The organism is Pseudomonas sp. H3_E04 (genome assembly GCF_054668915.1).
Window position 1 is genome coordinate 738,738 of the sequence record NZ_CP162797.1, and the last position, 25,845, is coordinate 764,582.

20 protein-coding genes are annotated in these 25,845 nt (G+C 61.8%); 6 read left to right on the top strand and 14 right to left on the bottom strand.

The features are described from left to right. Window positions 1-9 precede the first annotated feature (9 nt). Window positions 10-1,356, bottom strand: coding sequence for a hypothetical protein (locus AB4N53_RS03390; protein WP_460118153.1), 1,347 nt, complete (start codon window positions 1,354-1,356; stop codon window positions 10-12). A gap of 407 nt (window positions 1,357-1,763) precedes the next feature. On the opposite strand from AB4N53_RS03390, the gene AB4N53_RS03395 reads away from it, so the two are divergent. From AB4N53_RS03395 to AB4N53_RS03415, 5 genes are all read left to right on the top strand, one after another. Then, the gene (locus AB4N53_RS03395; protein ID WP_460118155.1) at window positions 1,764-3,212 is read left to right on the top strand and encodes a sensor histidine kinase; all 1,449 of its coding nucleotides are present in this window, start codon (window positions 1,764-1,766) and stop codon (window positions 3,210-3,212) included. Between the two features lie 268 nt (window positions 3,213-3,480). Continuing rightward, the gene (locus AB4N53_RS03400; RefSeq protein WP_460118157.1) at window positions 3,481-6,288 is read left to right on the top strand and encodes a multicopper oxidase domain-containing protein; all 2,808 of its coding nucleotides are present in this window, start codon (window positions 3,481-3,483) and stop codon (window positions 6,286-6,288) included. Next, complete coding sequence (locus AB4N53_RS03405) at window positions 6,285-7,361, top strand: SCO family protein (RefSeq protein WP_460118159.1); 1,077 nt, start codon at window positions 6,285-6,287, stop codon at window positions 7,359-7,361. The genes AB4N53_RS03400 and AB4N53_RS03405 overlap by 4 nt, the downstream gene beginning before the upstream one ends. Before the next feature lie 93 nt (window positions 7,362-7,454). After that, window positions 7,455-8,933: an ATP-binding protein gene (locus AB4N53_RS03410; RefSeq protein ID WP_460118161.1), complete on the top strand. Its 1,479-nt coding sequence runs from the start codon at window positions 7,455-7,457 to the stop codon at window positions 8,931-8,933. After that, complete coding sequence (locus AB4N53_RS03415; protein ID WP_460118163.1) at window positions 8,902-10,332, top strand: sigma-54-dependent transcriptional regulator; 1,431 nt, start codon at window positions 8,902-8,904, stop codon at window positions 10,330-10,332. Before AB4N53_RS03410 ends, AB4N53_RS03415 begins: the two co-directional genes overlap by 32 nt. A 146-nt stretch (window positions 10,333-10,478) precedes the next feature. Here AB4N53_RS03415 and AB4N53_RS03420 read toward each other — a convergent pair whose 3' ends face one another. Then, entirely contained in the window at window positions 10,479-10,826 is a 348-nt protein-coding gene (locus tag AB4N53_RS03420; RefSeq protein ID WP_460118166.1) for a hypothetical protein, read from the bottom strand. 234 nt (window positions 10,827-11,060) lie between these two features. On the opposite strand from AB4N53_RS03420, the gene AB4N53_RS03425 reads away from it, so the two are divergent. After that, window positions 11,061-11,858, top strand: coding sequence for a class I SAM-dependent methyltransferase (locus tag AB4N53_RS03425; protein WP_460118168.1), 798 nt, complete (start codon window positions 11,061-11,063; stop codon window positions 11,856-11,858). 136 nt (window positions 11,859-11,994) lie between these two features. On the opposite strand, the gene AB4N53_RS03430 is transcribed toward AB4N53_RS03425, so the two are convergent. The 12 genes from AB4N53_RS03430 to AB4N53_RS03485 form a co-directional block, all read right to left on the bottom strand. After that, the gene (locus AB4N53_RS03430) at window positions 11,995-12,687 is read right to left on the bottom strand and encodes an N-acetyltransferase family protein (protein WP_460118170.1); all 693 of its coding nucleotides are present in this window, start codon (window positions 12,685-12,687) and stop codon (window positions 11,995-11,997) included. A 57-nt stretch (window positions 12,688-12,744) separates the two neighbouring features. After that, window positions 12,745-13,536 carry a ChbG/HpnK family deacetylase gene (locus tag AB4N53_RS03435; RefSeq protein WP_460118172.1) on the bottom strand — a complete coding sequence of 264 codons (792 nt, stop codon included), beginning with the start codon at window positions 13,534-13,536 and terminating at the stop codon, window positions 12,745-12,747. After that, window positions 13,508-14,695, bottom strand: coding sequence for a GNAT family N-acetyltransferase (locus AB4N53_RS03440; protein WP_460118174.1), 1,188 nt, complete (start codon window positions 14,693-14,695; stop codon window positions 13,508-13,510). The genes AB4N53_RS03435 and AB4N53_RS03440 overlap by 29 nt, the downstream gene beginning before the upstream one ends. Before the next feature lie 4 nt (window positions 14,696-14,699). After that, on the bottom strand, window positions 14,700-15,389 hold the full coding sequence (locus AB4N53_RS03445) for a GNAT family N-acetyltransferase (protein WP_064363960.1): 690 nt from the start codon (window positions 15,387-15,389) through the stop codon (window positions 14,700-14,702). A gap of 68 nt (window positions 15,390-15,457) precedes the next feature. Beyond that, window positions 15,458-17,377 carry a hypothetical protein gene (locus tag AB4N53_RS03450; protein ID WP_460118176.1) on the bottom strand — a complete coding sequence of 640 codons (1,920 nt, stop codon included), beginning with the start codon at window positions 17,375-17,377 and terminating at the stop codon, window positions 15,458-15,460. Then, on the bottom strand, window positions 17,374-18,678 hold the full coding sequence (locus AB4N53_RS03455; RefSeq protein ID WP_460118179.1) for an oligosaccharide flippase family protein: 1,305 nt from the start codon (window positions 18,676-18,678) through the stop codon (window positions 17,374-17,376). Before AB4N53_RS03455 ends, AB4N53_RS03450 begins: the two co-directional genes overlap by 4 nt. Next, complete coding sequence (locus AB4N53_RS03460; RefSeq protein WP_460118181.1) at window positions 18,675-19,676, bottom strand: polysaccharide deacetylase family protein; 1,002 nt, start codon at window positions 19,674-19,676, stop codon at window positions 18,675-18,677. The genes AB4N53_RS03455 and AB4N53_RS03460 overlap by 4 nt, the downstream gene beginning before the upstream one ends. 13 nt (window positions 19,677-19,689) lie before the next feature. Then, on the bottom strand, window positions 19,690-20,826 hold the full coding sequence (locus AB4N53_RS03465) for a glycosyltransferase family 2 protein (RefSeq protein WP_460118183.1): 1,137 nt from the start codon (window positions 20,824-20,826) through the stop codon (window positions 19,690-19,692). Continuing rightward, complete coding sequence (locus AB4N53_RS03470; RefSeq protein ID WP_460118186.1) at window positions 20,819-21,787, bottom strand: glycosyltransferase; 969 nt, start codon at window positions 21,785-21,787, stop codon at window positions 20,819-20,821. The genes AB4N53_RS03465 and AB4N53_RS03470 overlap by 8 nt, the downstream gene beginning before the upstream one ends. Beyond that, window positions 21,784-23,154: an O-antigen ligase family protein gene (locus tag AB4N53_RS03475; protein ID WP_460118188.1), complete on the bottom strand. Its 1,371-nt coding sequence runs from the start codon at window positions 23,152-23,154 to the stop codon at window positions 21,784-21,786. Before AB4N53_RS03475 ends, AB4N53_RS03470 begins: the two co-directional genes overlap by 4 nt. Then, on the bottom strand, window positions 23,151-24,242 hold the full coding sequence (locus AB4N53_RS03480; RefSeq protein ID WP_460118190.1) for a glycosyltransferase family 4 protein: 1,092 nt from the start codon (window positions 24,240-24,242) through the stop codon (window positions 23,151-23,153). Before AB4N53_RS03480 ends, AB4N53_RS03475 begins: the two co-directional genes overlap by 4 nt. Next, on the bottom strand, window positions 24,239-25,831 hold the full coding sequence (locus AB4N53_RS03485) for a GumC family protein (RefSeq protein ID WP_460118193.1): 1,593 nt from the start codon (window positions 25,829-25,831) through the stop codon (window positions 24,239-24,241). The genes AB4N53_RS03480 and AB4N53_RS03485 overlap by 4 nt, the downstream gene beginning before the upstream one ends. Window positions 25,832-25,845 lie beyond the last annotated feature (14 nt).

The following is a 25,845-nucleotide window of genomic DNA, read 5'->3' on the forward strand; positions in this document are numbered from 1 at the left end:
TGTGAGCGTTCATTGCACGATGACCACTTCTTCGGTATCGCTGCCGCCGTTGGACGACGTCACGCGAACCTTGGCCGGTGGGATCGGCGAGATGCCGGTGGCCAGGGTTTTCACCGCGCCGTCGCCGCCCAGCGCACCGATGGCGGCGCCGCTGACGGAACTGGCGGTGAGCACTGGCGGCGAGGTTTCGTCACTGGTCGATGCCACCAGCGTCAACTGCCCGGAACTCAGGCTGTATTCGGCGCGCTGGATCACCACCAGATCGGTGAGGGTCATCGGCAGGGTGGTCGGGGTGCTGCTGGCGATAGCCAGATGGTTGTCGGCGGTCACTTGCAGCGTGGTCGGCAAGGTCGGGTTGGCGGGCGATTGCGCATACCAACTGCCGGTGGAATTGGCTTCGCTCATGTTCAGCACCGGCGTGCTGCTGGTGACTGCTGCGGTGCCGGGGGCCGGTGGCGCCAGGACGAAAACGTCCTGTTGCGCCACTGGTGCACTGGCGCCGGCCTTGCGTGAGTAAGTGCTGCGCTGAGTGATCAGCGGCGTTGGCCGCACCACAGCTGATAATTTGCCCGAGACGGCGAACGTGGTCGTTCGCAGGTCGAGGCCGTTGGGCCCTTCGATGCGCACGAAGTTGGTGTTGAACGGGCTGCCAGTGACGGCTTCGTTGAGGTTCGGATCGCCCACGAATTGCTCGGCGGCACCGGAAACCGGGTTGGTCTCGGTGTACGGGCCGTTGACGCTGCGCAGGAACGGGCCGATGTCGCCCTTGAGCGCGCCGTCGTAGGTTTTCGGCGTGCCGATGCCGATGTCGCGGGTCATGTTGATCGCACGCCGCCCGGGGGTATCGATATTGAACACGTCGACGCCGTAAGGGTGGGTAATGACGTAGGTGCCGGCGGTGGGCACGTCGACCCGAATGCGGATCCGCGCGAAGCTGACTTGATCACCTTCTACCGGTTCCTCGGCAGCAAACGCGGCTTCGATGGCACTGACATAACCCAGATCAATTCCGCGCGCAGCGTCGATGATAGCGGTCTCGCCAGTGAACCAGAACGCTTCGTCAGGGAAGTTTGTCGGGAAGACGATCGGTTGCGCGTCGTCGAAAACGCCGGGGGTCGGCAGCAGCGAGCACATGTATGACGGCGCGCCGGGAGCGCTCGGTACGCGGGAGCTGAGTGCCTTCGACAGGCACAGGTCCAGGGTGCGGCCATGGGAATCCTGATACCAACTGGCGAAACCGCCAGTCGCCGGCGTGTACGGGCCGGGATCTACAGCAAACAGTGCGGCCTGGGCGATGCCCTGGGCCAAGGCGCTCACGACCAGGACGGTCGCGGTTTTGGACAGTAAAGGGTGCATGAGTTAAGCCCTCTATCGAAGTGCCTGCCCCTTGGGACGGGTCAGTTGAAGGGGGCTGTACACCTTCCATGCCAAGGTGCCGTGGGTTGGCGGGAAATGGCCGGAATAGAGGGCTTGGCGGGCAACATGATCAGTTTCGTGGCCTGCGGGGACAGGGCGAATCCCCCCAGAGTTGGGGACGCTGGGGATGAACACTGAACGGCTGTCGGGTGTAGATCCTGGGGGAGCGAGCCTGCTCGCGAAAGGAACATCCTGGGAGGCATATGTCTACTGAACCACCGCCTTCGCGAGCAGGCTCGCTCCCACTGAGATGGATGGTGCTCGAGGGGAACGCACCGCTGTCCCCGCATCCGGGCAATCCCCCAACGGTGGGCTATACCTATGGAGACGTTTCGGGAATCGCCGCCATGAACATGCAGTCCAGTTCGCTTGCGCTTCAGGAGGAGACGCTGCAGTCGGGCTCGCGCAAGCGGCCGTTCAATCTGCTGCGTTGGTTTTCGCTGATCAGCATGGCGGTGATCGGTACCGTGGCGGTGGCGCTAGGCATGGTTTCGACGCGGTTCGTGATCGAAGAAAGCGTGCAGCGCGATGCCTTGCTCACCGCGCAGTTCATCCAGGCCATCGCCTCGGCCGAGGTGCGCCATGTCTCGATCGCCAACGTCCGGAGCATGGGCGAATTGCTCGACCCGCGTCAGGACCGATCCCTTCCAGACGTCGACCCGCAAGTCCGTGCCGCTGCCCGGGGCGAGTTCCTGGATCATATCGAGCACCTGCCCGACGTCATCCTGGCGAATATCTATGCACCGGATCGGCAAGTGATCTGGTCGACCAATCCGGCGCTGATCGGCACCAACATTCATGCCGATGAAGATCTCGATCGCGCCTTCAATGAGAAGATTCCGGTGTCGGCCAGCTATCACAATGTCGACAAGGCCCGGGAGGAGCAGAAGTTTCTCACGCAGCCGGATTACATCTTTATCGAAAATTACATTCCATTGTTCGACGCCGACGGCAAGAACGTCACGGCGATGGTCGAGATCTATAAAGAACCCAAAGACCTGATCACCCGCATGGAGCGCGGCCTGGCGCTGATCTGGCTGGCCACTGCGCTGGGCGGTGGCTTGATCTATCTGGGCTTGTACTGGATCGTGCGGCGCGCAGCGATTCTGCTCGCCGCCCAGCAGAAGCAGCTGATCGCCAATGAAACCTTTGTCGCGCTGGGTGAGATGTCCTCCGCCGTAGCGCACAGCTTGCGCAATCCGCTGGCGACGATTCGCTCCAGTGCCGAGCTGGCCCTGGAGTTTGACAGCGGCCCGGCGCAGAAAAACATTCACGACATCATCGGTCAGGTCGACCGCATGTCGAAATGGGTGCGCGAGTTGCTGCAATCCCTGCGTCCGCTCAGCGATGACCCAGAGCCGGTCAACCTGGTGGCGACGCTGCACGAATGCCTCGTCGCTTTCGAACAGCAGATCGCCCGAACCGGTGTGCACGTAGTGTTTCAACCGCAAAGCACACCCATGGTACTGAGCCAGCCGGTGCAGCTGGCACAGATCCTCAACAGCCTTTTGGCCAATGCATTCGAGTCCATGGACAAGGGTGGTACCTTGACCGTCCAGCTTGAACCCAGCAACGATCGACGCGTGTGCGTGATGCTGAGCGATACCGGCAAAGGCATGAACGAAGAACAGCGCACCATGGCGTTTCGACCGTTTTTTACCACCAAGACCGGTGGCCTGGGTGTCGGTCTGGTGCTGGTCAAACGCATCATGGAACGCTTCGGCGGCGGTGTGACACTCGACAGCCGCGAAGGCGAAGGCACGGACGTTCGCCTGGTTTTTCAGCCAGTCCCCTGATTGACGGATTTCCCAGGTAGGAGCTGCCGAAGGCTGCGATCTGTTGATTTTTTTCAAGATCAACAGATCGCAGCCTTCGGCAGCTCCTACAGGGATTTATATAAATCAGGAATATTTATGAACTTCCCCCGTTAATGGGTGTCAAGCCCCGGTCGCCGGGGAATGGGGAATCACTCAGTCCTTCCAAGTCACTGTTACAACAAGAAATGATTTATTGGCGCGCTCGTTGCAGAACTCCATCACCCCTTCCTTGCTGAGGTGGCTGGTGATGGACAGAGCAATGCGTGATCCGAGTAATGCCTTTCTGCTGACGCCCATGAGCGTCTTTTTGCTGATGACACTTGGCATGGTCGGGGGCGTCCGGGCCAGTCCGATCGATGACGAGCGACAGCCGGAAATCTCTGATCCATCGGCCTACTACGACGAGCCCGCTGATCGCGCCGGGGCGCTGAATGCCATCCTGACCATGCCCGAGGCCAACGAAGACTCATTCGATCTGCCGGACGGCGTCAAAGGTACGCGTGATTCGACGCGGATCGAGAACGTGCTGCCGCCGACAGTGCAGACCAGTTTCAATTACCCCACCAATGGCAAACCCAGTCCGCTGTATGGTGCGCAGCCGTTTACTCAACAGCTGACCTTGTTCGAAGAGTTCGGACCGGAAAAACTCGACCCGGCTACTCCAGCGGCGTTGTTGCCGTTCCCGCCAGTCGCGATTGGCCCGGCGCCTGCGCAGGATCCGAACAATCCAGCCCGCAGCGCGCCGCCCGGCAGTGCGCTCGATGCTTTTTTGCGCCAGCCCGGGCTGACGCCGTTTCCCAGCCAGTTTTCCAACGTGGTTGACCGCAATCCCTGGCAAACCCAGATCGAAGTCTTCCTCAACCGCCACATCGGCTCATCGGCAGAAGGGCGCCCGCCGGGAAAAGGCTGGGCGCATCAGCGCTGGAACGAGTTTTATCCGCAAGCGGCCTACAAGACCGTGCAGACCGGAGCGCGCCTCAATGGAGGCCTGCGTGACAGCCTGCAGATGCACGGCTATGCGCTGGGCGAGTTCGGCCCCGGCGGGCTGTATCACAACGTTGCCGGCGTACCGGCGACCGACGGCACTGCAAAAGGTGTCGACCCACGTTTTCATCCGAACATGCCGGTGCAAAACCACAATGCGGTGTGGACCTTCGACGGCACACTGCCGCCGAAACTGTTGATGGTGCGCTACGGTCAGCCTGTGCTGATGCGCCATTACAATGGCCTGCCGATCGATCCGTCGGCTAATCGGGGCTTCGGTCTGCACACCATCAGCACCCACGAACACAACGGCCACGCGCCGGCGGAGAGCGACGGCTATGCCAATGCGTTCTTCTTTCCGGGGCAGTTCTACGACTATCGCTGGCCGATTCAGCTCGCCGGCTACGACAGCATAAATACCAAGGCTGAAGATCCGCGCGCGGCGTTCCCCTGCGCGCCGGGGGAAACCCTGTGGGTCAACGACCTCACCCCGGCGAAAAAGACCTGTGACAACGGCACCATCAAGATCCGTGGCGACTGGCGTGAAACCATGAGCACCCACTGGTTCCACGACCACATGCTCGATTTCACCGCACAAAACGTCTACAAGGGCAACGCGGCGATGATGAATTACTACAGCGCCCTGGATCGCGGTAACGAGTCGGTGAACGATGGCGTCAACCTGCGTCTGCCCAGCGGCAGCGCCTTGCCATGGGGCAACCGCGACTACGACGTCAACCTGGTTTTCGCCGACAAGGCGTGGGATCAGGAAGGCCAGTTGTGGTTCAACCCGTTCAACACCGATGGCTTCCTCGGCGATCAACTGCTGGTCAACTGGCAGTGGAAGCCGACCCTCGACGTGCGAGCGCGCAGTTATCGCTTCCGCATGCTCAACGGTTCGGTGTCGCGCTACTTCAAACTGGCGCTGGTGCGAGAAATCAAAGGCAGTGGCGGCGAGTTTGCGGGGCCGAAAAATGCCGGCGTGTCTTATAGCCGCGCGCCGTTCCACATGATTGCTAATGACGGCAACATTATGGAACACAGCGTGCCGTTCGACGGCAGCATGGACCTCGACGCCGACGGCGATAAGCAGAATCACAATGCGATTCTGCCGACTCAGGGCATCGCCGAGCGCTTCGATATCATCGTCAACTTTTCAAAAAACGGCATCAAGCCGGGCGACAAGTTGTTCTTCGTCAATATGCAGGCCCATGACGACGGCAAGGGACCGAAAGACGTCATTCCACTGGCCGACATCCTCTCCGAGAAATATCTGGCCGTGATCAAACAGACCAGTAAAGGGCCGCAATGGGATCGGGGCGATCCGGCGGTGGGCAAGGTTCTGCAGCTCAACGTCAAGGCTTATACCGGTCAGGATCTGGCGATTAACCCGGCAGCCTATGAACCGGCCAAACCGGGCAAGGCCGAAGGGCTGGTGATGATTCCGTTGAAAATTCATCGTGACAACGCGGCAGACAAGGCGCTGCTGGCCAAGGCCCGGCATCGCACCTTCACTTTCGGCCGATCCGACGGCACCGATCAGGCACCGTGGACGGTCAAGACAGATGGCGGCTTCGGCTTCCACATGGACCCGCGTCGGCTGAATGCCTCGACCCAGCTGTCCAGTGGCCCCACCGATGCTGGCGTCACCGGATTCGGCACCCTGGAGGTGTGGAACATCAAGGCCGGCGGCACGGGCTGGAGCCATCCGGTGCATGTGCACTTCGAGGAGGGGATCATCCTCAGTCGCGGCGGCAAGGCGCCGCCAGAGTGGGAAAAATGGGCGCGCAAGGATGTCTATCGCATCGGTTCGGAACGTGATGGACTGGACAGTGTGGAAATGGCGATCAACTTCCGCGAGTTTGCCGGCACTTACATGGAGCATTGCCACAACACCCAGCATGAGGACAATTCGATGTTGCTGCGCTGGGACCTGGAGAAACCCGGGCAGTTGCAGCTGATGCCGACACCGCTGCCGAGCTGGGATGGCGTGCGTTACGTCAATTCCGCCGCGCTGCCGACCTTCCGCAATGGCGATGGCATGGGCCCGCAAGTGGTGGTCAAGCCATGAGCCGCCGGCACGCTGACCGGACTTGGCATACTCCGCGCTCCCGGGCGCTGGGCATGCACCTGGTGCTGATGCTGGTGGCCTGCGTGCTCGGCAGCCGCGTACTGCTGGCGCACCAGGCCAGCTCCGGCGCGGCGACAATGGCCAGCGAAAACGCCACACCGTGGGGCAGCGATTATTTTCCCGACACGTTGCTGACCGATCAGGATGGTCGGCAGCTACGGTTTTTTGATGACCTGATCAAAGACAAAGTGGTGGTGATCAATTTCATCTTCACCTCCTGCAGCGATTCCTGCCCGCTGGAAACCGCGCGCCTGCGTCAGGTACAGAAGCTGCTCGGTGATCGAGTCGGCCAGGACATCTTCTTCTATTCGATCAGCATCGACCCTCTCAGCGATACGCCGGATGTGCTCAAGGCTTACGCGCAACGCTTCAAGGTCGGCCCCGGCTGGAAGTTTCTCACTGGCGAATTCGCAGACGTCACCGAGCTGCGCAAGACGCTTGGCCTGTTTATCGATGGCGTCGACAACGGCCGCAGCAAGGATCACAACCTCAGCCTGATTGTCGGCAACCAGAGCACCGGGCGCTGGATGAAGGCTTCGCCGTTCGAAAACCCATGGATCCTCGCCGATCAACTGGCCAACACCCTGCAGAACTGGAAACAGCCGAGTACCGAGCAAAGCTACGTCAACGCTCCGGATATCCGACCGCCGAGCAGTGGCGAAGAATTGTTTCGCACACGCTGCGCCTCGTGTCACAGCCTCGGGCCGATGGATGGCCAGGGCATTGGCATGCGCAGCATCGGTCCGGACCTGATTGGTGTGACCCGCCAGCGTGATCCGCAGTGGCTCAACCGCTGGATCCGCGAGCCGGATCGCCTGCTCGCTGAAAAAGATCCGATTGTCCTGAAACTCTACGAACAATTCGAGCGAATCCCGATGCCCAACCTGCGCCTCGACGAATCGGCCGTGCAATCGATCATTGAATTTCTTGCGGATGAAACCGAGCGCCAGCAGCCGTCCGTCAACGCCGTGAGGGCTGGCGCTGGAGCGGCAGCCTTCAGTCGCATGCAATAGCGGCAAAATACAATCACTGAGCCGTGTGTCGCGGTCAGAGCCACCTACACTGATGGTTGTCAGCGACTCGCAGCAATCTCCCGGGGCATTCTCATGCAGCGACTGGAAGCACGAAAGGCGCCTGCAATGACCGGCAAGGGCTGGCGCGAACAGTTCAATCTGCTGCGCTGGTTTTCGCTCGCGAGTTTTTCCATCATCGCTGCGGTCGCGCTCGGCCTGGGCTATATCTCCACGCGGTTTGTGGTGACCGAGAGTGTCGAGCGCGACGCGTTGCTGACCGCGCAATTCATCCAGGCCATCGGTGAGGCGGAAATGCGCCACGCCAACATCACGGCGGCGCGGACCATGGGCGAAATGCTCGATCCACGTCAGGACAACCACTATCCGGATGTCGATCCGGCCGCACACGTCTCTGCCCGCACTGAATTTCTCGACCATGTCGAGCATCTGCCGGACATTCTTCTCGCAACCGTTTACGCGCTGGATCGCACAGTGATCTGGTCTACCAATGCCGAGCTGATCGGCGTGCACATCAAGGATGACGACGAACTCGACGAGTCGTTCGAAATGAAAGTGCCGGTCTCGTCGAGCTATCACAAGATCGACGATGAGCGCCCGGAACAGCGCCTGCTGCGTGAGCCGAAATACCTGTTCATTGAAAACTACATCCCGATGTTCAATGCCGACAAAAGCAAAGTCATCGCCATGGTCGAGGTGTACAAGGAACCGTCGGATCTGGTCGATCGCATCGACCGCGGTTTCGCCTCGATCTGGGCCGCCACGTTTTTTGGTGGTGCAGCGATTTTTCTCGCTTTGTTCTGGATTGTGCGACGGGCGGCGAAGCTGCTGCAGAGCCAACAGCAACAGCTGGTCAGCAACGAAACCTTTGTCGCCTTGGGCGAGATGTCCTCGGCGGTCGCGCACAGCTTGCGCAACCCGTTGGCGACTATCCGCTCCAGCGCCGAATTGGCTCAGGACATCGCCAGCCCTGCGGCGCAGCGCAACATCGGCGACATCATCAGTCAGGTCGACCGTATGTCGCGCTGGGTCCGCGAATTGCTGGTGTCGCTGCGGCCGATGTGTAACGACGGCGAAACGGTGGATCTGGTCATGGCGGTCGAGGATACGATTGGCGCATTCGATGCGTTGATCAAACGCAGCAACGTCGAGGTGCGATTCAGCCGGCCGCACTGCCCGGCGGTCGTCAGCCAGCAGGTGCTGCTCACGCAAATCCTCAACAGCCTTTTTGCCAACGCCCTCGAAGCCATGCCCAAAGGCGGGGTACTCAGCGTCGAACTCGAAACGCCGCAGCCCGACAGCGTGCGCATGACCCTCAGCGACACCGGCAAGGGCATGAGCGCACAGCAGCAGTTGTCGGTGTTCAAGCCGTTTTTCACCACCAAACAGGGCGGCCTCGGGGTTGGCCTGGCGTTGGTCAAACGCATCATGGAGCGTTTCCAGGGCTCGGTCGTCCTGACCAGTCGCGAGCAGGAGGGAACCCGCGTCAGTCTCAACTTCAAAGTGGCATCGGGAGGGGAATATGGAACACAGCATTCTGCTGGTCGAGGATGACGAACTGCTGGCCGAGAATATTCAGACCTACCTGGAGCGCAAGGACTTCGAGGTGACTGTCTGCCATACGGCCGAAGACGCGCTGGAGCAACTGGGCAGCTTCATGCCGGACATCGTCCTGACCGACAACTCGTTGCCGGGCATGAGCGGTCACGAACTGATCCAGAAGCTGCGCATCAGCGCACCGGATCTGAAAGTGATCATGATGACCGGCTACGGCAACGTCGAAGACGCCGTGGTGGCGATGAAGGAGGGCGCTTTTCATTACGTCACCAAACCGGTCGCACTGCAGGAACTCAAATTGCTCCTCGACAAAGCCCTGGCCACCGAGCGGCTGGAACGCACGCTGTCGTTCTATCAGGAACGCGAGGCGCAGAAATCCGGGGTGCAGGCGCTGATCGGCGATTCGCCGCCGATGCAGTATCTGAAACACACCATTGAACAATTGCTCGACGCCGAGCGGCGCATGGCCAACACCGATCTGCCGCCGGTCCTGGTCGAAGGCGAGACCGGCACCGGCAAGGAACTGGTGGCCCGGGCGCTGCACTTTGACGGACCGCGCAGCAAAGGCCCGTTCATTGAATTCAACTGCGCATCAATCCCGTCGAATCTGGTCGAGTCGGAATTGTTCGGGCATGAGAAGGGCGCCTTCACTGACGCCAAGGATCGTCGGGTCGGGCTGGTGGAAGCGGCCGATGGCGGCACGCTGTTTCTCGATGAAATCGGGGAAATGGATTTATTGCTGCAGGCGAAGATTCTCAAACTGCTCGAAGACCGGACGATTCGCCGTGTGGGCTCGGTGAAAGAGCGCAAGGTCAATCTGCGGGTGATCAGCGCGACCAACTGCAATCTGGAACAAATGGTTCAGCAGGGCAAGTTCCGGCGCGATCTGTTTTTCCGCTTGCGCATCATCTCGATCAAGGTCCCGCGCCTGTACGCCCGTGGCGAAGACATCCTGCTGCTGGCCCGGCATTTCCTCGCCAGCCATGGCAAGCGGTATGGCAAACCGAATCTGCATTTCAGTCAACAGGCCGAGGAATTGTTGCTGAGCTACACCTGGCCCGGCAACGTGCGGGAACTGCGCAATATGCTTGAGCAAACCGTGCTGCTGGCCCCCAGCGATACCATCGCCGCGCACCAGTTGAACGTGTGCATGAGCCTGGTCGATGAGCCGCCGCTGCATATGCATGAAGCGCCGTTGCATTACGAACCGCGCCCGGCGAGCAATACCGAGTCGATGAACCTGCCGGAAGTCGAACGCGACATGGTGCGCAAGATGCTCGACAAAACCGACTGGAACGTCACCAAGTCCGCACGCCTGCTGGGTCTGAGCCGTGACATGCTGCGTTACCGCATTGAAAAACTCGGCCTGGCCAGGCCGGACAAGCGGCCGTGGTAAAGCGGACACAGCGCGTGGTCCCTGTGGGAGCGAGCCTGCTCGCGAAGCGGCCGGGTCAGGCCATATCAATCCTGACTGACCCATCGCCTTCGCGAGCAGGCTCGCTCCCGCGGGGGACGCCTGGTGTCGGCAAAAGGTGTGAGCCCTCAATGTGGCTGCCGGCTCAGGCACTCCAGCACGCAACTCGGATCCAGCACCTCGTCATTCACGTAAATCCCCCGTTCGGCATCGTACGTGCGGATAAACACCCGCACCGTCGCATCCGCCACGGTCGGCAATTGTGAGTCGGTAAACTCCTGCCCTCCCGGCAGCACGATGAAGTCTGCTGGCGCGGTGTCCTCGTAAGGTCTGGGCGGCGTAGCGCTCAGCGAGTACGGAGCAGGGTGGGCGAAGGGCTGATTGGGCCCGTAATAACTGAAGTTGCTGTCCAGCGCTTGCGCCTCAGTGGCAGCGAGCAGACAGCCAGTCAACAGCAGCCGATCGAGCTTTAGCATGGCGGCACCTGCGAATGCGGTTTTCCCCAAGGCTGTTAACTATAGCTGCCTTGGACGAAATTTACGTAGGAGCCGCCGAAGGCTGCGATCTGTTGATCCTGCTTTTCAAAATCAAAAGATCGCAGCCTGCTGCAACTCTGGCGCGGGTTGGCTTACAAGTTCGCTACAACCGAAGCGATCAGGCTGATCTAGACTCGGATCCGCTCAATCAAGAGCCTCACCCGGAGTAGCGCCATGGAAGTGCCCAACCCCAAAACCGCCATCGAAAGCAATCGACAGGCGTGGAACGATTCCGCTCGCCATCATCAGGATTCGCCGGATTGGCAGGCATTGCTCAGCGATGTCGCGCAGGCGGAGTTTTGCTGTCTCGATGACACCTTGCGCGGCTTGCTGGACGTCGACGGCAAAGACGTGATTCAACTGGGCTGCAACAACGGTCGGGAATGCCTGTCGCTGTTCGCGCTGGGTGCGCGCAGTGTCGTAGGCGTTGATCAATCGGCAGCGTTCCTCGAGCAGGCCCGCGAGCTCAACAGCCGCTCGCCGCATACTGCCGAATTCGTCGAGAGCGACATCCACCATCTGCCCGCATCGCTGCATAACCGCTTCGACGTTGCCCTGATTACCATTGGTGTACTCAACTGGATGCCTGACATCGGCGAATTCTTCCGCCATGTCGCCCAGGTGCTCAAGCCGGGCGGCAAACTGGTGATCTACGAAACCCATCCGTTTCTGGAAATGGTTGATCCGCAGGCTGAAGATCCCTACCGCCTCGCCAGCTCGTATTTCCGTGCCGAGCCGTTTGTGCAGCAAGAGCCGATCGTTTACGTAGGTAAAGTCGAGCAGCCGGCGGCAAAGTCGTACTGGTTCGTGCATACGCTGGGCGCGATCTTCAGCGGCGCCATTGGAGCGGGGTTGAGCATTGTGGATTTTAAGGAATATGCGCATTCGAACCGGGAAGAGGTGTATGACTGCTACCTGAACCAGCAGGCGCAGCTGCCGATGTGCTTCAGCCTGGTGGCAAGCAAGGCCTGAGAATCTTCATTGCGATGACTGGCCTCTTCGCGAGCAGGCTCGCTCCCACATTGGTTTCGCGTATGGCGACTGTCCAGTGTAGGAGCGAGCTGCTCGCGATGGCGGCCTTGCGACCGCCACATTTCACAAGACCGGATCAAGCCTGCGCCGCTGCACTCACCACTGGCCGCCCTGGTTTGCGCAGCGGGTCCAGGCGTGAGCCTTCATAGCGGGTTTCGCGGAAGAATTTCCAGCGGCCGAACAGGCAGTAAACGTGGGTCACCCGACCCTGTTCCTGATAGCCCATGCGGATATGCAGTTTCAGCGCCGGGATGTTGTGGGTTTCACAGACGTCCACGACTTTGTTGCAACCCTGTGCCGCCATCGCTTGCCACAGCGCAACCTGCACATCCACCGACAGGCTGCTGCCGAAGTAGGCGCGGATCATTTCGCCGCCGAATTCGAAGAACTCGCCGGGTTTGACCGGGAAGGTGCAGCCGTAATAGTGGCGGTCGTGGTAGTCGCGAATGCTGCCCCAGATAAAGCCCACGGCGTGGCCATCGGCGTCGAGGTACATGTGCCCGGTGTGGCCCTCGGCAGCCAGTTCGGCCATGGTGCCGACGCGGTCGCCGAAGTGTTTGCTGAACGCCACGGCATTCTGCGCGGTGATGTCGACTTTGCGCAGGCCTTCATACGGGCGCAGTTTGTGCGGTGGCACCGGGCTGATCAGGTCGCGTTCCATCCATAGCAGTTCCCAGTGGAAGAACACGTAGCGTTTCCACAACGTCCCGACGGTGCGGCCCAGGCCTTTCTGTCTGATGCGATCTTGCACTTTGGTGATGATGCTCATGATGCCCCTCCAGGGTCTTGGCCCGGATGTTGTGGTGAGTGTCGTTACAGCGGTGATTCATTCAAGCGCCGTGGCGCCCTGTGTTTCTTCTCGATTGAGATCGGCATACGAGACTCGCGCGACGCCTCTCAAACCCTGTTCGAGTACCTCGCTCAAAGACTCCCCGGAGTCGAGATAGGCATCGCCGAAATCGACGCCGAGGCGGGTCGGGTGGGCAACGATTTCCAGCACGCCGTCGCTGGGGACGCTGGCGTTGCGCAGGTCCACCGGGGTGCAGACGTAATCGGCGGTGACCCGTGCCAGATTCTGCAGACGGCCATTGAGCAAACCTTTGAATATGCGCTTGGGCAGCGTGAGGTTGTGCCCGAGGTTGCGCGCCAGCCGGATCGGTACGCCTTGCTCGGCGGCAAACTTCGCGACGACTTCGCCGATCGGCCAGATGTTGTGTACGTGCTGGTGCGAGTCGATATGGCTCGGGCGCATGCCGTGATCGACACAGCGTTGCCATTGCGCCTGCAATTCGGCGCGCACCGCGTCCCGGTCTGCGCGACCCAGCCACAGGCTGTGGCGGGGCAGGTTGAGGTCGAACACGCCGTTGCCATCGCAGAACGTTCGCCGCCCCAGGATCGTCTGGCTCAGCGGACGTCCGTAGGTCAGGTTGAAGTGCAGGCCGATCCGCCCTTGCAGCGTCGGATGGCGGGCCATGGTGCAGGCGGCTTCGAACGCCGGCATGTTGGCCATGGCGGTGGCCGAGCTGATCAGGCCGGCCTGGAAGGCAGCGAAAATCACTGCGTTTTCGTTGGCGCTGAGACCGAAGTCATCAGCGTTGACTATGACTTGGCGAGGCATGGCCGCCCTCCGGAGTGATTGCGACAGGTTGCACCAGTGCTGCAGTTTTTTTGTTTGCACGGCGGGCTCGCCATTGCTGCACGGCGGGCTTGCAGCGATACCAGATGCGCAGCGCCAGACCCAATGCCAGTCCACTTGGGCGCCACGAATAGAAACTCCAGCGCCAGTGTTCCAATTGCCCGGTCATGCGTTCGTGCAGTTGATGGCTGGAATTTTCCAGGCTGACCCGCGAGGCATCGATCCAGCGCCAGTGCTCGTCCAGGCCCCAGCGAATCCATTCCTCCAGTAACACCCGGCCACTGCCGAGGTCGGCGTATTGCGGCAGGAATGCGAGGTTGTAATCGTAGAGCCGGCCCTGTTCGAGCAGGCCGAGGCGATAGCTGATGCAGCGGCCGTTCAGCTCGAGCATCACCACGCGTACCAAGCCTTGGCCTGCGAGGGCGGTGAAGGCGCGTTCGATCCATTGGCGACTGCGCGGTGTGGCGAAAATCCCGACGCCTTCATCGCCTTTCCAGCTCACCGCTTCGACTTCGCTGATGGTCTGCAACAAGGCAGCCATGCTCAGCGCATCTGGAGTGATCCGGCGGATCTGCGCACCGCACGCGGCAATCCGTTTGCGAGCCCGGCGCAGTTTGTAGCGCGGGTCGCCGGAGACTTCCTGGTGGTCGGCTTCGCTGATCAGATGCACCGGCACCCGGCAACTCAGGCGTCGTTCGGCCGTGGAGCTGCGCGCCATCCATGCGGTGACGGCACTTTCCTCACCCGCCGGTTCCGACAGCTCATTGAGTTGCAACAGCGCATGCGGCAGGCGCTGGCGAATCAGCACCAGCGCCTCGTGCATGTCCTCGCCGCCGAGCAGCGACAGCAAAGCCAGACGGTCGGCCAGCGGATAACCCAAGTGATGCAAGACCCGAAACGGCACGCCGGCGAAGCGCTCGCGACTCGCCACAAGGGGCAGGCACAGACGCAGTTCTGCGGCTTCCCAACCGAGCAGAATGTGCAGGCGCTGGTCCTCGCCCAAAGCCTGTTCCGCCGCGCACAACCAGCCGAGATTGTTGAACGGCGTATGGTCGGTCACGCCCAGGCGCAGCGTTTCATACGCGGTTGCCGGGAAGTCGGCGGCGCACAGCGACGTGCGCCATTCGAATCGCATCACCATAGGTTCAGGCCGCCGTTGCGTTGACAGGTGGACGAGAAGTTTTACCCAGCGCCGCCAGGCGCGAACCGCTGTAGCGGGTTTCGCGATAGAAGCGCCAGCGACCGAACAGCGTGTAGATATTCATGATCCGCTGTTGTTCGGTATAGCTCATGCGCAGGTGCAGCTTGAGCGCCGGTATGTTGGTCGACTCACAGACATCGACCACTTTGCGGCAGCCCTGGGCGGCCATGGCTTCCCACAGGCGCAATTGCAGATCCACCGACAGCTCCGTCCCCCAGTACGCCCGGGCCAGTTCGCCACCGAACTCGAAGAACTCACCGGGTTTCACCGGGAACCGGCAGCCGTAGTAGTGCCGGTCGAAATAATCGCGCGGGGTGCCCCAGATAAACGCTACGGCATCGCCTTGCTCGTCGACATGCATGTGCCCGGTGTGGCCCTCTTTAGCCAGCTCGGCCATCGTGCCGACACGGTCGCCAAAGTAGCGTGCGAAAGCGCTGGCGTTGTCCGCCGTAATCCTGACCACGCGCAGTGGCGGATAGGGTTTGAGGCGGTGCGGCGGCACCGGGCTGACCAGGTCGCGCTCCATCCACAGCAGTTGCTGATGGGAAAAAATGTACAGTTTGCGGATCTTGCCCAAGGTCGCTCGCAGGCCTTTACGACGAATATGTCCGCTGAGTTTTTGCAAAACATCCATGGTCTTTTCTCCTGATGAGGGTGCCATGCGCGGCATCAAGCCCGCGCGGCAGAGCATCGAAGGGCGGCTCATGAAGCGCTCCAGCTCAGGGCAAACAGGGTTTGTCCCGGCAGTTCGAAACGCACGCGCCCGTTGTCGCAGGCAAACGGTGCATCGCGGCTGCGATTGTCGGCGCCGAAGTAACGCAGGGCGCCATGGTTCAACGGGCAGCGGGCGCCACTCAGATCGACGCGTTGCAGGCGCGTACCTTTGTTCACTCCGAGCAACGCGCGCTGCTCGTCGCCGGCCATCGCCAGCACATCCACCTCGAAGGCGTCGTTGTCCAATTGCAGCACTTGCCGCAACCAGTGGCGGGCGATGAATTGCTGGGCCAGTCCGACCGGTTTCAGCTCGAAGCGATCCTCGCCCAATACGCGCAACATGCCTTTGGGGTATTGCGGCTCATCGGCGGCCTGAAACCAGTTGAGCATGCTCAGCAAACCGTCCTGCGAGGCGTTGATCACCACCGACGCCCACCACAGCGAGGTGTAGTGGGTTTCCTGATCGTAGGGGCTGAGGCTGGAGCCGCTGGACAAGTTGGTCTGATCGAGGAGCAAGGCCTTGCGCGGCTGACCATTGGCGTCGAGGCCGACCAGTTCGGCGGCGCGCCGCACACTGTCGCGGTAAACACGGGTGGCGAGCAGATCGCGAATCATCCACTCATGCCAGGCCAGTGCGTCGATCTGGTCGGCTGACTCGCTGAGCAGGCGCCGCGCCCAATCGATCCCGCGCTTATCCGCCGCGTTATCGGCGAACGGGCCGTTGACCAGTCGCGAGCTGGCTGGCATGGCGATGCGTACACCGGCGCGGGCATTCGCCGGGTCGCTGCGCACCTGACGGGCCATGCTGGCGAAAATCGCCTGATACTGCCCATAGCTGGAGTAGTTGAGATTGGGCTCGTCGGCGAAGCCGATGTAATGCGTGCCGTTGCCGCCGAGGGCGCGGGTGCTCGCCAGCCAGGCGTCGAGGCCGCTGTTGCTCTGCACGTCGGCGCGCAGATCGGCCTGGCGCTGACTGCCAGCCAGCAGGGTAATGTCGTTGCGAATGCCGAAGCGCTGCTGATAGACCCGGCGGAATGCGTCCTCGAACTGCGGATTCTGCGCGGTGACGTCGACGAAGCTGTAATAGCTCGCCGCCGTCGGCTTCAGCGCATCGAGCAGCGCGTGGCTGGCCGCTGGCGGCATCACGTAGGGCAGGGCGATGCCAAGATCCGGCGTGCGCCCAAGGACTTTGTCATGCAGCACCAGCCGCACATCTCCGACCTCTTCGCGCAGCGGTTGCAGTTGCTGCGGATTCTGCGCAAACAGATTGGCAGTACCATCGAGCCAGAACGCCGCTTTGCCGCTGCCTTGCAGTTGCAGGCGCCAGACCTGCTCGCGCGGGCTGACCGGCAACGCCACCTGATCGAACTGCCAGTAGGCGCGATAGGGTTTCAATGCGAGGGTCAGTGCCTGGTGGTCGCCGACCCGTTGCGCCTGTAGCGCGGTGACGCCGCCGTGAAACTTGCCAGCGAGCACTGCACGCTCACCGGCCGCGACTTTGAAATAAAGCACGTCGCCATTTTTGCTTTCGGCACTGAAGTGCACTTTGGCCGGGGCAAACAGGGCAACGGTGCGTTCATCGTGTTCGATGCGGTAGTGGCGGAAGCTGTAGCCGGGAATTTCCAGCCGATAACTCGCCGCACCGGGCAGCAGCGGCCAGCTTTGACTGCCACGGGTTTCGCTGGCCTTGATCAAGCGTTCGCCGAGCAATTTGCCGCGACCGTCGAGCAGGTACAGCTGCTCTTCGTTGGCATCCGCTTGCCACGCCGGCGTCCAGCGCACGGTCACGCTGTCGGGCTGATCGGCTTGCAGAAACAGACTGCCGTCACGAATCTCGCCCCAGCGCATCGACGCCGCCAAAGCGTCCAGCGACAAACCGAGTCCGAACAGCAGGTACCAGCCTTTCATGCCGGCTTCCTCTGCAGCATCGACCACATCGGCAGCACGTCGCGGGGCAGGATGATCAGGGTTTGCCAGAACGGCACGCCGCTCAAACGGCAATACAGCACGAGCATGGCCACGGTCACTGCCAGATAGGCGATCGATGAGGCGGCAGCGGCGCCAACAATGCCGTAGGCCGGAATCAGTATCAGGTTCAACGCCAGATTGAGCAGCGCGCCCAGGCCCATCAACAACGACACCGTGCCGGGGCGATTCTTGCCCAGCAAGTCCAGGCGCAGAATGCTCGCGTAGCACAGGCCCAGCAAGCCCGGCAGCAACGCCAGCAGCGCCGGATATGCCGGCTGGTAGGCAGCGCCAAACAGAGTGACGATCAACCATTCGCCGATCACGGCCATGCTCAGGCAGGCGCCGAGCATTACCGTTGCGGTCAGGCGCAGTGCCAGCGGAGTGACCTTGTCCATGCCTTCATCCTGTTGCAGCAGGCGCTTCATCAAGGGAGTGGTCACCGCTTCGGGGACGATCAGCAGCAATTCGGCAGCAGCGCTGGCCATGGCGTAATGGCCCAACGCGGTGCTGCCGAGCAGGGCGCCGATGAACAGGTAATCGGAGCGCAGAATCACTTGCTGGAACAGCAGATCGGGATGGCTGCGTGCGCTGAAGCGCAGCAGTTCGTTCTGGCTGGCGCGATCCCATTGCAGCTGCAACGGCTGCGCCCGCTTCAGCCAGACCCAACCGGCGAGCACCACCAGACTGATCCCGGCCAGCCAACTGATCAGCGCCGCCTCCAGCGCTGCGCTCTGCCACATCCAGAACAGCGCGACGAACAGCAACAGCGGCGCCAGCGATTCGATCAGGCGCAAGATGTTGAATGCGACCACGCCACCCGAGGCGTTGTGCAGGGTCAGCAGGCCGCTTTTCAACACGGTCAACGGCACCGCCAGCAGCAACAGCCAGGCGAGCAGGCCCAGTTGCAGGGTCACGTCCAGTTGCGTGCCGAACTCGCGCACCAGCGCCACCACCAGCAAAGTCAGCAAACCGGCCAGCAGACAGCCGAACACCAGCACCTGGCTGAGCAGCAAACCCATCGGCCGCTGCTTCGCCGCCTGATAACCGACCGCCGAATTCAGTCCGCCGCTGGTGGCCGCGCTGATCAGGTCCGGCAAAGTACTGAGCAGGGCGAACAGGCCGCGTTCGCTGGGGCCGAGAATCCGCGCGAGCAACACGTTGCGCAGCAAACGCAGGGCGATCATCGCCAGTTTGGTGCCCATGCTCAGCGCCAGGTGCTTGAGGTAGTTGCCTCGGCTCATGGCCGCGCTCCCCGGTAGATCCGCCACGACAGCAATTGCGGATGGCGTGCAGTGCGCTGGCTGACGCCGAAACGCGGCAGGTTCAGCGGATCGCCGTCGCCGCGATAGATCCCGGTGCCGGTGCCCAGCGCAAACGGGTAATCGTGATCGGCGACCTGCTGGCGTACGCGTTCATCGTTGTCGCCGTTGGGGTAGCAATACACCGGTAGAGGTCGGTTGCAGCCGTTGTTCAAGGCCTCGCGGCTGCGGCGGATTTCTTCGCTCAGGCGTACATCGTCGAGGCCGGTGAGGATCGCGTGGCTGGCGCCGTGCGGGCCGAACCGCACCAGACCGGAGGCTTCCATCGCCCGCACCTGATGCCAGTCCAGTGCCTGTGGCAGAGAGTCTTTCGGGCATTCGTCGGTGAGCTCTTCCAATTCCTGCGGGGCAAGGCTTTTCAAGCCTTGCAGGTAATGCAGCAGCGCCAGGCTGCGGCGCTCGACGTCAATGTCATCGAGCAGCACCGGCAGCGGATGCTTGTGCGCATGCAGGCATTCGATCAGGTGCATGCGCGCTTTTTCGCCATGGCTGCCCCAGAGGGTTTCGCCAAGGCTTTCCCACCAGAAGCGCTGGCGGCTGCCGATGAAATCAGTGGAAAGGAAAATGCTCGCCGGCACCTGATGTTTTTGCAGCAGCGCGAAGGCGTTGACCGCGTTGTCGCGCCAGCCATCGTCGAACGTCAGCGCCACCCGTGGGCGCTCGCTGCGCAAAGCGTTGGGCTGGAGGATTTCCATCAGCGGCACGCAGTCGAAATGCTTGCGCAGCCACACCAGCAAATGCTCGAACGCCTTGGGCCCGACGCACAATTCATTGCGGTGCGGCAGGTCGGCGGCGCGGTCATTCGACAGCACGCGGTGCAGCATCAGAATCACCCCCGCGCCCTGCAACTGCTGACGGCCCACCGGTGAGTTGAGATAGAGCCAGCCGCTGGTGCTTTTTATCAGTTGTTTGATCGCCATGGCTTCGGTCCTCTTAACGGTTCTGTTCCGGATTCCACTGGGCATACCGCTGGCCGCGCAGGAACTGCCACAGGCCAAGACTCATCCCGGCGAGGGTGACCAGCAGAAACGCGGCGAGGCGGAACGGTTTCGGCAGGCGGTGTTGCCCATCCAGCAGCCCGGCAATCGCCACGCTGTAGCCGAACAGTTGCGCGACCAGGGTCAGGCGATAGAAGCCGTGTTCTTCCCACAGCCAGCAGTTGCTCAGCAGCAACGGCAGCAGCAGCACAGGCGCCAGGCGGCGGATCAGTTTGTGGCTGATCAACGCCAGGGAATACAGGCCATGCTTGAGCGGATTGAGCAGTTCGCGGCGCTGAGCCAGGCTTTGCAGGCCGCCGACGGTGACGCGCTGCCGGCGGCGGAACTGTTTGTCCGCCTCGTCGACGCCATGGTCGATAACCTGCGCTTCGGGCACGTAGACGATGCGCTTGCCGGCCACCGGTGCGCAGGTGCTGATAAAGAAGTCGTCGTTGACTTCGGCCGGTACGTTCTGAAACAACTCGCGGCGCAGGGCGAGCAGGGCGCCGTCGGCCGAGACCATGCAACCGGTGCGGTTCTCGACCCGGCGCAACCAGCCTTCGTAATGCCGATAGAGGCTGTCGCCGACACTCAGACCGCCACCGGTGACCGGGATCACCATGTGCCCCGCGCAGGCGCCGACCTGTGGATCGCTCAGCGGCGCGAGCAAGTGACCGAGGGTGTCGCGTGACCATTGGTTGTCGGCATCGGTGAACACCAGAATGTCGCCGGTGCTCAGCGCGGCGCCGGCATTCAGCGTGGCGGCTTTGCCCTGACGCGGCAGGTCAAGCACGGTGATGCGCGGATCAATCACTTTGTGCGCGCAGGCCACGGTGTCATCGGTAGAGCCGTCGCTGGCGAGAATGATCTGCAGCGTTGCCGGTTGATAATCCTGGGCCAGCAGCGTGCGCAACTTGTGCTCGATATGCCGCGCCTCGTTGTGCGCAGCGATGACGATGCTGACGTTCAGCGGCGGTGCCGGCGTGTGTCGCCACGCCGGAAACAGTGGCGCGAGGATCGTCAACAGAAGCGGGTAGCCGACGTAGGCGTAGGCCGGCAGCAACAGGCACATCCAGAAAATGAACTCAGCCACGGGCAGGCCTCCTTGCGTTCCACTGACACAGACTCAGGATGAAAGCGGCGCCGGCCAGGTGCAGGCGCAGCCAGTGCAGGCCCCACAGTTGCAGGGTCAGGAGCAGATCACGGTGCTTGAGACTCTGGCGAACGCTCAGGACCAGACCCGGCATCAGGGTCAGCGTCACCATTAGCGCCGCGTGGTGCGGAAAACCGTCGAGCAGCGCCGAAATCGCCAGGAAATCGAGGATCCACACCAACAACGACAACATTGGAAAGCGCAGCAGGCGCAGGCTCATGCCATGGGTGCGCAGCAGTTGCAGATGGCTGCCCTGACGCCACATTTCCTTGCCCATCCATTCGCGCCAGTTCATCTCGTACCCCCAGTGCAGCGCGACCTTGTCATTGACCGACAGCAGACGCGCGCCCTGTTCGTGCAGGCGCAGGGTGAATTCCTTGTCTTCGCCGGTGCGCAGGGTCTCGTTGAAACCGCCGACCTTGTCGAACCATTCGCGACGCATCAGCAGGTTGGAACTGGGCAGCCAATCGACGCTGTGGCTGACCCGGTGCGACGGCTGCGAAGTGCGGCGCTGCCAGGCCGTAGCAAACCATGGCGCCTCGGCTGGCGTATGCAGATCCAGGCCGAACACATCGGCCTGGCCACTGGCTTCGATGTCGAACAAGGGCTGCAACCAGGTTTCCGGCACTTCCACGTCGGCATCGATGAACGCCAGCCATTCCCCACTGGCGATCGCCGTGCCGCGATTGCGTAGCGCGCCGATCAATAGCCCCGGCAAGCTCAGCACGGTTGCGCCGAACTGCCGGGCAATGTGCGGGCCCTGGTCGCTCGAGCCGTTGTCGACCACGATCAGCTCGCACTCGACATTGGCCGCGTGTGCGGATTTTTGTGCGGCGAGCAGGGTTCGGCCAATGTGCCGCGCCTCGTTGTACATCGGAATGACGATGCTGATCCGCTTCATGCCTGCGTCTCCGTAGTCAGTGGCGCCTGCTCGGCCTTGATGCGCAGCACACTGGTCAGCGCCAGCATGATCCACACGTATTTCTGGTTCGGCGCGCTGAGGAACATCAGGAACAGGGTCAGCGACAGAAAGCTCACCCCCAGGTGGGTCATCATGTCTGCCCGATATCCGTCGCCGCGCAGCATCCACGCCGCCCGCGAGCGAATCAGGTTGTACAGACCGAGCCCGAGCATGCCGACGAAGAACAGCCCGGCGGGCACGCCCAGTTCGCTGAAGATTTCCAGATAGGTGTTGTGAGCGCGGCGGTACAGGTCGCCGATCTTGCGGTTGGCAGAAAACGCCTTGGCGTAACCGGTGGTCGCGTAATGCAACGGGAAGGTGCCGGGGCCGGAGCCGAGCACCGGGTGCTCGCGGATCATCTGGCTGCCGACGACGATGTAGGAAGCACGGCGGCCGAGGGATTCGTCCTGCGCCTTGGAGCCGGCGCTAAGGATGCTCAATGACTGGATCCGCGCCATGTAACCGGCCGGCATGGCGTAGATCGCCAGCGGGATCACGATGGCCGCACCGAGCATGACGAAACCCAGGTGCCGTGGACGGATATGGGTCAGTTGCGCGCGGTAGTGCCAGATGCCGATGAGCAGGCTCAACGCCAATACCACCAGCCCGGAACGCGATTCGGTCTTGGTCATGCCACCCAGCAACAACAGGCAGCAAGCGCCCCAGAACAAGCGGTGCAGCAGGTTCGGGCTGCGGATCACCAGCAGCAGCCCGAGAGGAATGGCGAAGGCGATCAGCATGGCGAAGGCGTTGGGGTCTTCGAGCAGGCCGGCGGCGCGGCCCTGATCCTGAAACTTCGCCGAGAACATCGCCATGGCGCAGGTCGCGGTGACGGCGAGGGTTACCAGCCGGGCGAACAGGTCGAGGTTAAGTTCGCGGCCGATCAACAACGTAATGACAAACAGCACCAGGCCGACGCTGAGTTCGCGCAGGTGCCCCAGCGACATGCCCATGTCATCGGTATTGAGCAGGCTGAGAAAATACAGAACCATGAAGCCGATCAGGCAGTGCCACAGATTGCTGCGCAGGCGCTGCGAGGGGATCTGGTGCAGCGCCAGTTGCAGCATCACGATCACTGCCAGCGAGGCGCCGAGCAACTTGCTCCCCGACACCGAGCTGTCCTTGAAGAAACCTTCGAATGGCACCAGCGCGGCAATGCCGAGCAGGCCCCAGGTCGGCTTGCGGTACAGGACGGTAAAACCGACCAGGCCAATCACCGCTCCCGGAGCCAGATAAGGCCAGGGACTGGCCAGCAAACCCAGGCTGACCAGAGCAAACAGACTGACGATCGAGAGCGGGAAAATCATGCGCGTGTCTCCCGTGCCGTGTGGATGTACAGCTGCGACCAGCGTTCGGCCAAAGCCTTGAGGTCGTAGCGCTCCTGTTGGGTGCGTCTGGCGTTGTCGCGCAACTGCGCGGCCAGCTTCGGTTCGGCCAGCAAGGTGTCGAGCTGGCGGGCGAGGGCGGCGGTATCCGTCGGCGCTGCGAGCAGGCCGTTGTGGCGGTCCTGCAAGACATCGGGAATACCGCCAACCGCGAACGCCACCACCGGCACGCCGGCCTGCATCGCTTCGAGCAGAATCATCGGCGTGCCCTCGGTGCGCGAGCTGATCACCAGCGCATCGAGTTGCTGCCACCAGCCTTGCATCGCCGTCTGGTAGCCCGGCAGGCGAATCCGCTGTTGCAAACCGGCAGCGTCGATACGCGCCTGCAAGGCCTCGCGTTCCGGTCCGTCGCCGAGCATCACCGCGTCCAGTTGCGGATGCTGGTGACACAGGCCGATCAGCGCATCGAGAAACAGGTCCGGGCCTTTCTCGCTGCTCAACCGACCGACGTAACCGGCCAGCCAGCGTTGCCGGTCCGCCAGCGGCGGCATCGCTGGCGCCGCTGGCAAACCGTTGGGAATCACCTGCAACTTCTCCGCGCTCACGCTGGCCTTCAGATGCAGCGTGGCGATGCTGTGCGCCACGCAGACCACCTGTTTCACCGACGCTGTGCGGCACAGTTGCAGGCTCAGCCAGGTGTAGAACTTCTGCTTGCGACTGCGCGGCGTGAAGCCGTGTTGAGTGATTACCAGCGGCAGGCGCAACAGCGTGGCGCCGACCCAGCCGAACAGCAGGCCTTTGAAGTTGTGGGTGTTGAGCAGCGGCTTGTCGCCACGGCGCTGACGCAAGTACCGCAACAGCTCCCCCAGCCCGGCACAAGCGCGAGCGTCCACCCCAGCCTCGCGAAAGCGCGAGATCAGCTCAGGCGGTGCGTCGAGGAACAGCACCTGGTGCTGCCCCGGCGTGGCCAGGCAATGATCCAGCAACATCCGCTCGGCCCCGTAGAAGCCGCCGCTGCTGAGCAAGTGAATGATCGGCAGGGCGACGATTGGGGTGGACACCGCGTTCAATTGCGCACCCAGTGAACCAGGCTCGGCATGGTCCAGTTCTTGTGCGGATTACCCGGCTGCGACGTTTCTTCGTTGAGCACCAACAGCACCGGCAGACCCAGCTCATGGCTGATTTGCGCCGGATGCTTGAAGCGGTGATCAAAGAACTCACGCACGTAGACGAAGGCGATCGCCAGCAGCAGGCCGGTGAACAGCCCGAACGGAATGATCAGCAGCGGTTTCGGGAACGCCGCCTCGGTCGGTTCGAACGGCGGGCTGAGCACCCGGGCGTTGGACAGATCATCGTTGAGCGAGCGCGTGGTGCTGCTTTCGGCGAAGCGCTGGGCATAGGTCGAGAACGCTGCGTGCAGCGCATCGATCTCGGTGTCCATCTGACGCAGTTTGCTCTGGGTCTGTTGCAGGTCGCGGATGCGGTTCTTGAACTCGGCGATGCGCGCGGTTTTCTGCTCGATCACCTGCTTGACCACGGCCAGGTCGGCAGTGCGTTCCTGGATGCGGTTGCTCACCACTTTGAGAAACTGCTGACGGGTGCGGGCGATCTGTTCGCGAGTCAACAGCATCGGTTCGCTGCCGGGCTGGAACACCGCCAGATCGTTCATGTAACGGCTGACCTGACTGGTAAGTTGCTCGCCCATCTGTTTGATTTCCCGGTCCTCGAACGCCACGTTGTCGACGGTGGTGGTGAAGGTGTAGGGAAAGGTGTAGTCGTTGAGTTTGCTGCTGCTGGCGGCGGCGAGCGCGGTTTTCAGATATTCGAGCCAGCGCTGGCTTTGCAGCAGGCGATCCTGATACAGGTTCAGCGCCTGTTCTTCAGTGTTGATTGCATTGAGGCGGAAGGTGATTTCCTCCTTCGGATCCGCCGCGCCGACATTTTCCAGCAGCGCTTGGCGGTTACCTTCCAGCCCATCGAGACGCACTTGATACTGGTGCTTTTTGGTCTCGTAGAACGACTGCGGCAAATCGATCGATTGCAACGCCTGACGGCTGACCAGATAGTTCTGCAGCAGGGCGCTGACGAACGTCGTGCCTTGGCGCGGATCCGGGAAGCTGTAGGTGATCGAGATCACGTTCGAGCCGGGCAGGGTTTCGATTTTCAGGCTGTCGACGGCTTGCTGGGTCAGGGCGTCGAGAGTGGTGTCCCGCACCGGATCGGTTTCCATGCCGAGCCCGCTGCGCAGCGGGTTGATCACGTACTCGCGCAGCGGTGTCGAGACGTAGCGCTTGAACGGTTCGCCGAGCAACTTGGCGAACACCCCAGGTGGCGGGCTGTATTCACCGTTGTCGCGCAGTTCGCTGATGGTCTGACGGATCAGCGCTGGCGAGCGGAGGATGTTGCTCTCGGTTTCCATGTCCGCCAGTGACGGTGGAATGAAGGTGGCGTTGTCCACCGTGAGCGACGTGGTGGCGTCGCCCTGTGAGAGTTTTTTCGACTGCACGATGACCTGCGCGGTGATATCGAAGCTCTGTTTGAGCATCAGCGGCAGGAGCAGGGCGATGACTGCAAAGGTCAGGAACACGCGCTTCACCAGTTGCTTGTTGGCGAAGAAGATCCTGAAGAACTCATGCAGGTAGTTTTCCTTTGGGTTCATGTCGGTCACCTGTG

Bases quoted from the DNA above. Each gene is read 5' to 3' on its own strand.
- AB4N53_RS03390 (WP_460118153.1), bottom strand. From the start codon at position 1,356: ATGCACCCTTTACTGTCCAAAACCGCGACCGTCCTGGTCGTGAGCGCC.
- AB4N53_RS03445 (WP_064363960.1), bottom strand. From the start codon at position 15,389: ATGGATGTTTTGCAAAAACTCAGCGGACATATTCGTCGTAAAGGCCTG.
- AB4N53_RS03420 (WP_460118166.1), bottom strand. From the start codon at position 10,826: ATGCTAAAGCTCGATCGGCTGCTGTTGACTGGCTGTCTGCTCGCTGCC.
- AB4N53_RS03395 (WP_460118155.1), top strand. From the start codon at position 1,764: ATGAACATGCAGTCCAGTTCGCTTGCGCTTCAGGAGGAGACGCTGCAG.
- AB4N53_RS03430 (WP_460118170.1), bottom strand. From the start codon at position 12,687: ATGAGCATCATCACCAAAGTGCAAGATCGCATCAGACAGAAAGGCCTG.
- AB4N53_RS03405 (WP_460118159.1), top strand. From the start codon at position 6,285: ATGAGCCGCCGGCACGCTGACCGGACTTGGCATACTCCGCGCTCCCGG.
- AB4N53_RS03410 (WP_460118161.1), top strand. From the start codon at position 7,455: ATGCAGCGACTGGAAGCACGAAAGGCGCCTGCAATGACCGGCAAGGGC.
- AB4N53_RS03450 (WP_460118176.1), bottom strand. From the start codon at position 17,377: ATGAAAGGCTGGTACCTGCTGTTCGGACTCGGTTTGTCGCTGGACGCT.
- AB4N53_RS03460 (WP_460118181.1), bottom strand. From the start codon at position 19,676: ATGGCGATCAAACAACTGATAAAAAGCACCAGCGGCTGGCTCTATCTC.
- AB4N53_RS03455 (WP_460118179.1), bottom strand. From the start codon at position 18,678: ATGAGCCGAGGCAACTACCTCAAGCACCTGGCGCTGAGCATGGGCACC.
- AB4N53_RS03475 (WP_460118188.1), bottom strand. From the start codon at position 23,154: ATGATTTTCCCGCTCTCGATCGTCAGTCTGTTTGCTCTGGTCAGCCTG.
- AB4N53_RS03415 (WP_460118163.1), top strand. From the start codon at position 8,902: ATGGAACACAGCATTCTGCTGGTCGAGGATGACGAACTGCTGGCCGAG.
- AB4N53_RS03400 (WP_460118157.1), top strand. From the start codon at position 3,481: ATGGACAGAGCAATGCGTGATCCGAGTAATGCCTTTCTGCTGACGCCC.
- AB4N53_RS03485 (WP_460118193.1), bottom strand. From the start codon at position 25,831: ATGAACCCAAAGGAAAACTACCTGCATGAGTTCTTCAGGATCTTCTTC.
- AB4N53_RS03435 (WP_460118172.1), bottom strand. From the start codon at position 13,536: ATGCCTCGCCAAGTCATAGTCAACGCTGATGACTTCGGTCTCAGCGCC.
- AB4N53_RS03425 (WP_460118168.1), top strand. From the start codon at position 11,061: ATGGAAGTGCCCAACCCCAAAACCGCCATCGAAAGCAATCGACAGGCG.
- AB4N53_RS03440 (WP_460118174.1), bottom strand. From the start codon at position 14,695: ATGGTGATGCGATTCGAATGGCGCACGTCGCTGTGCGCCGCCGACTTC.
- AB4N53_RS03470 (WP_460118186.1), bottom strand. From the start codon at position 21,787: ATGAAGCGGATCAGCATCGTCATTCCGATGTACAACGAGGCGCGGCAC.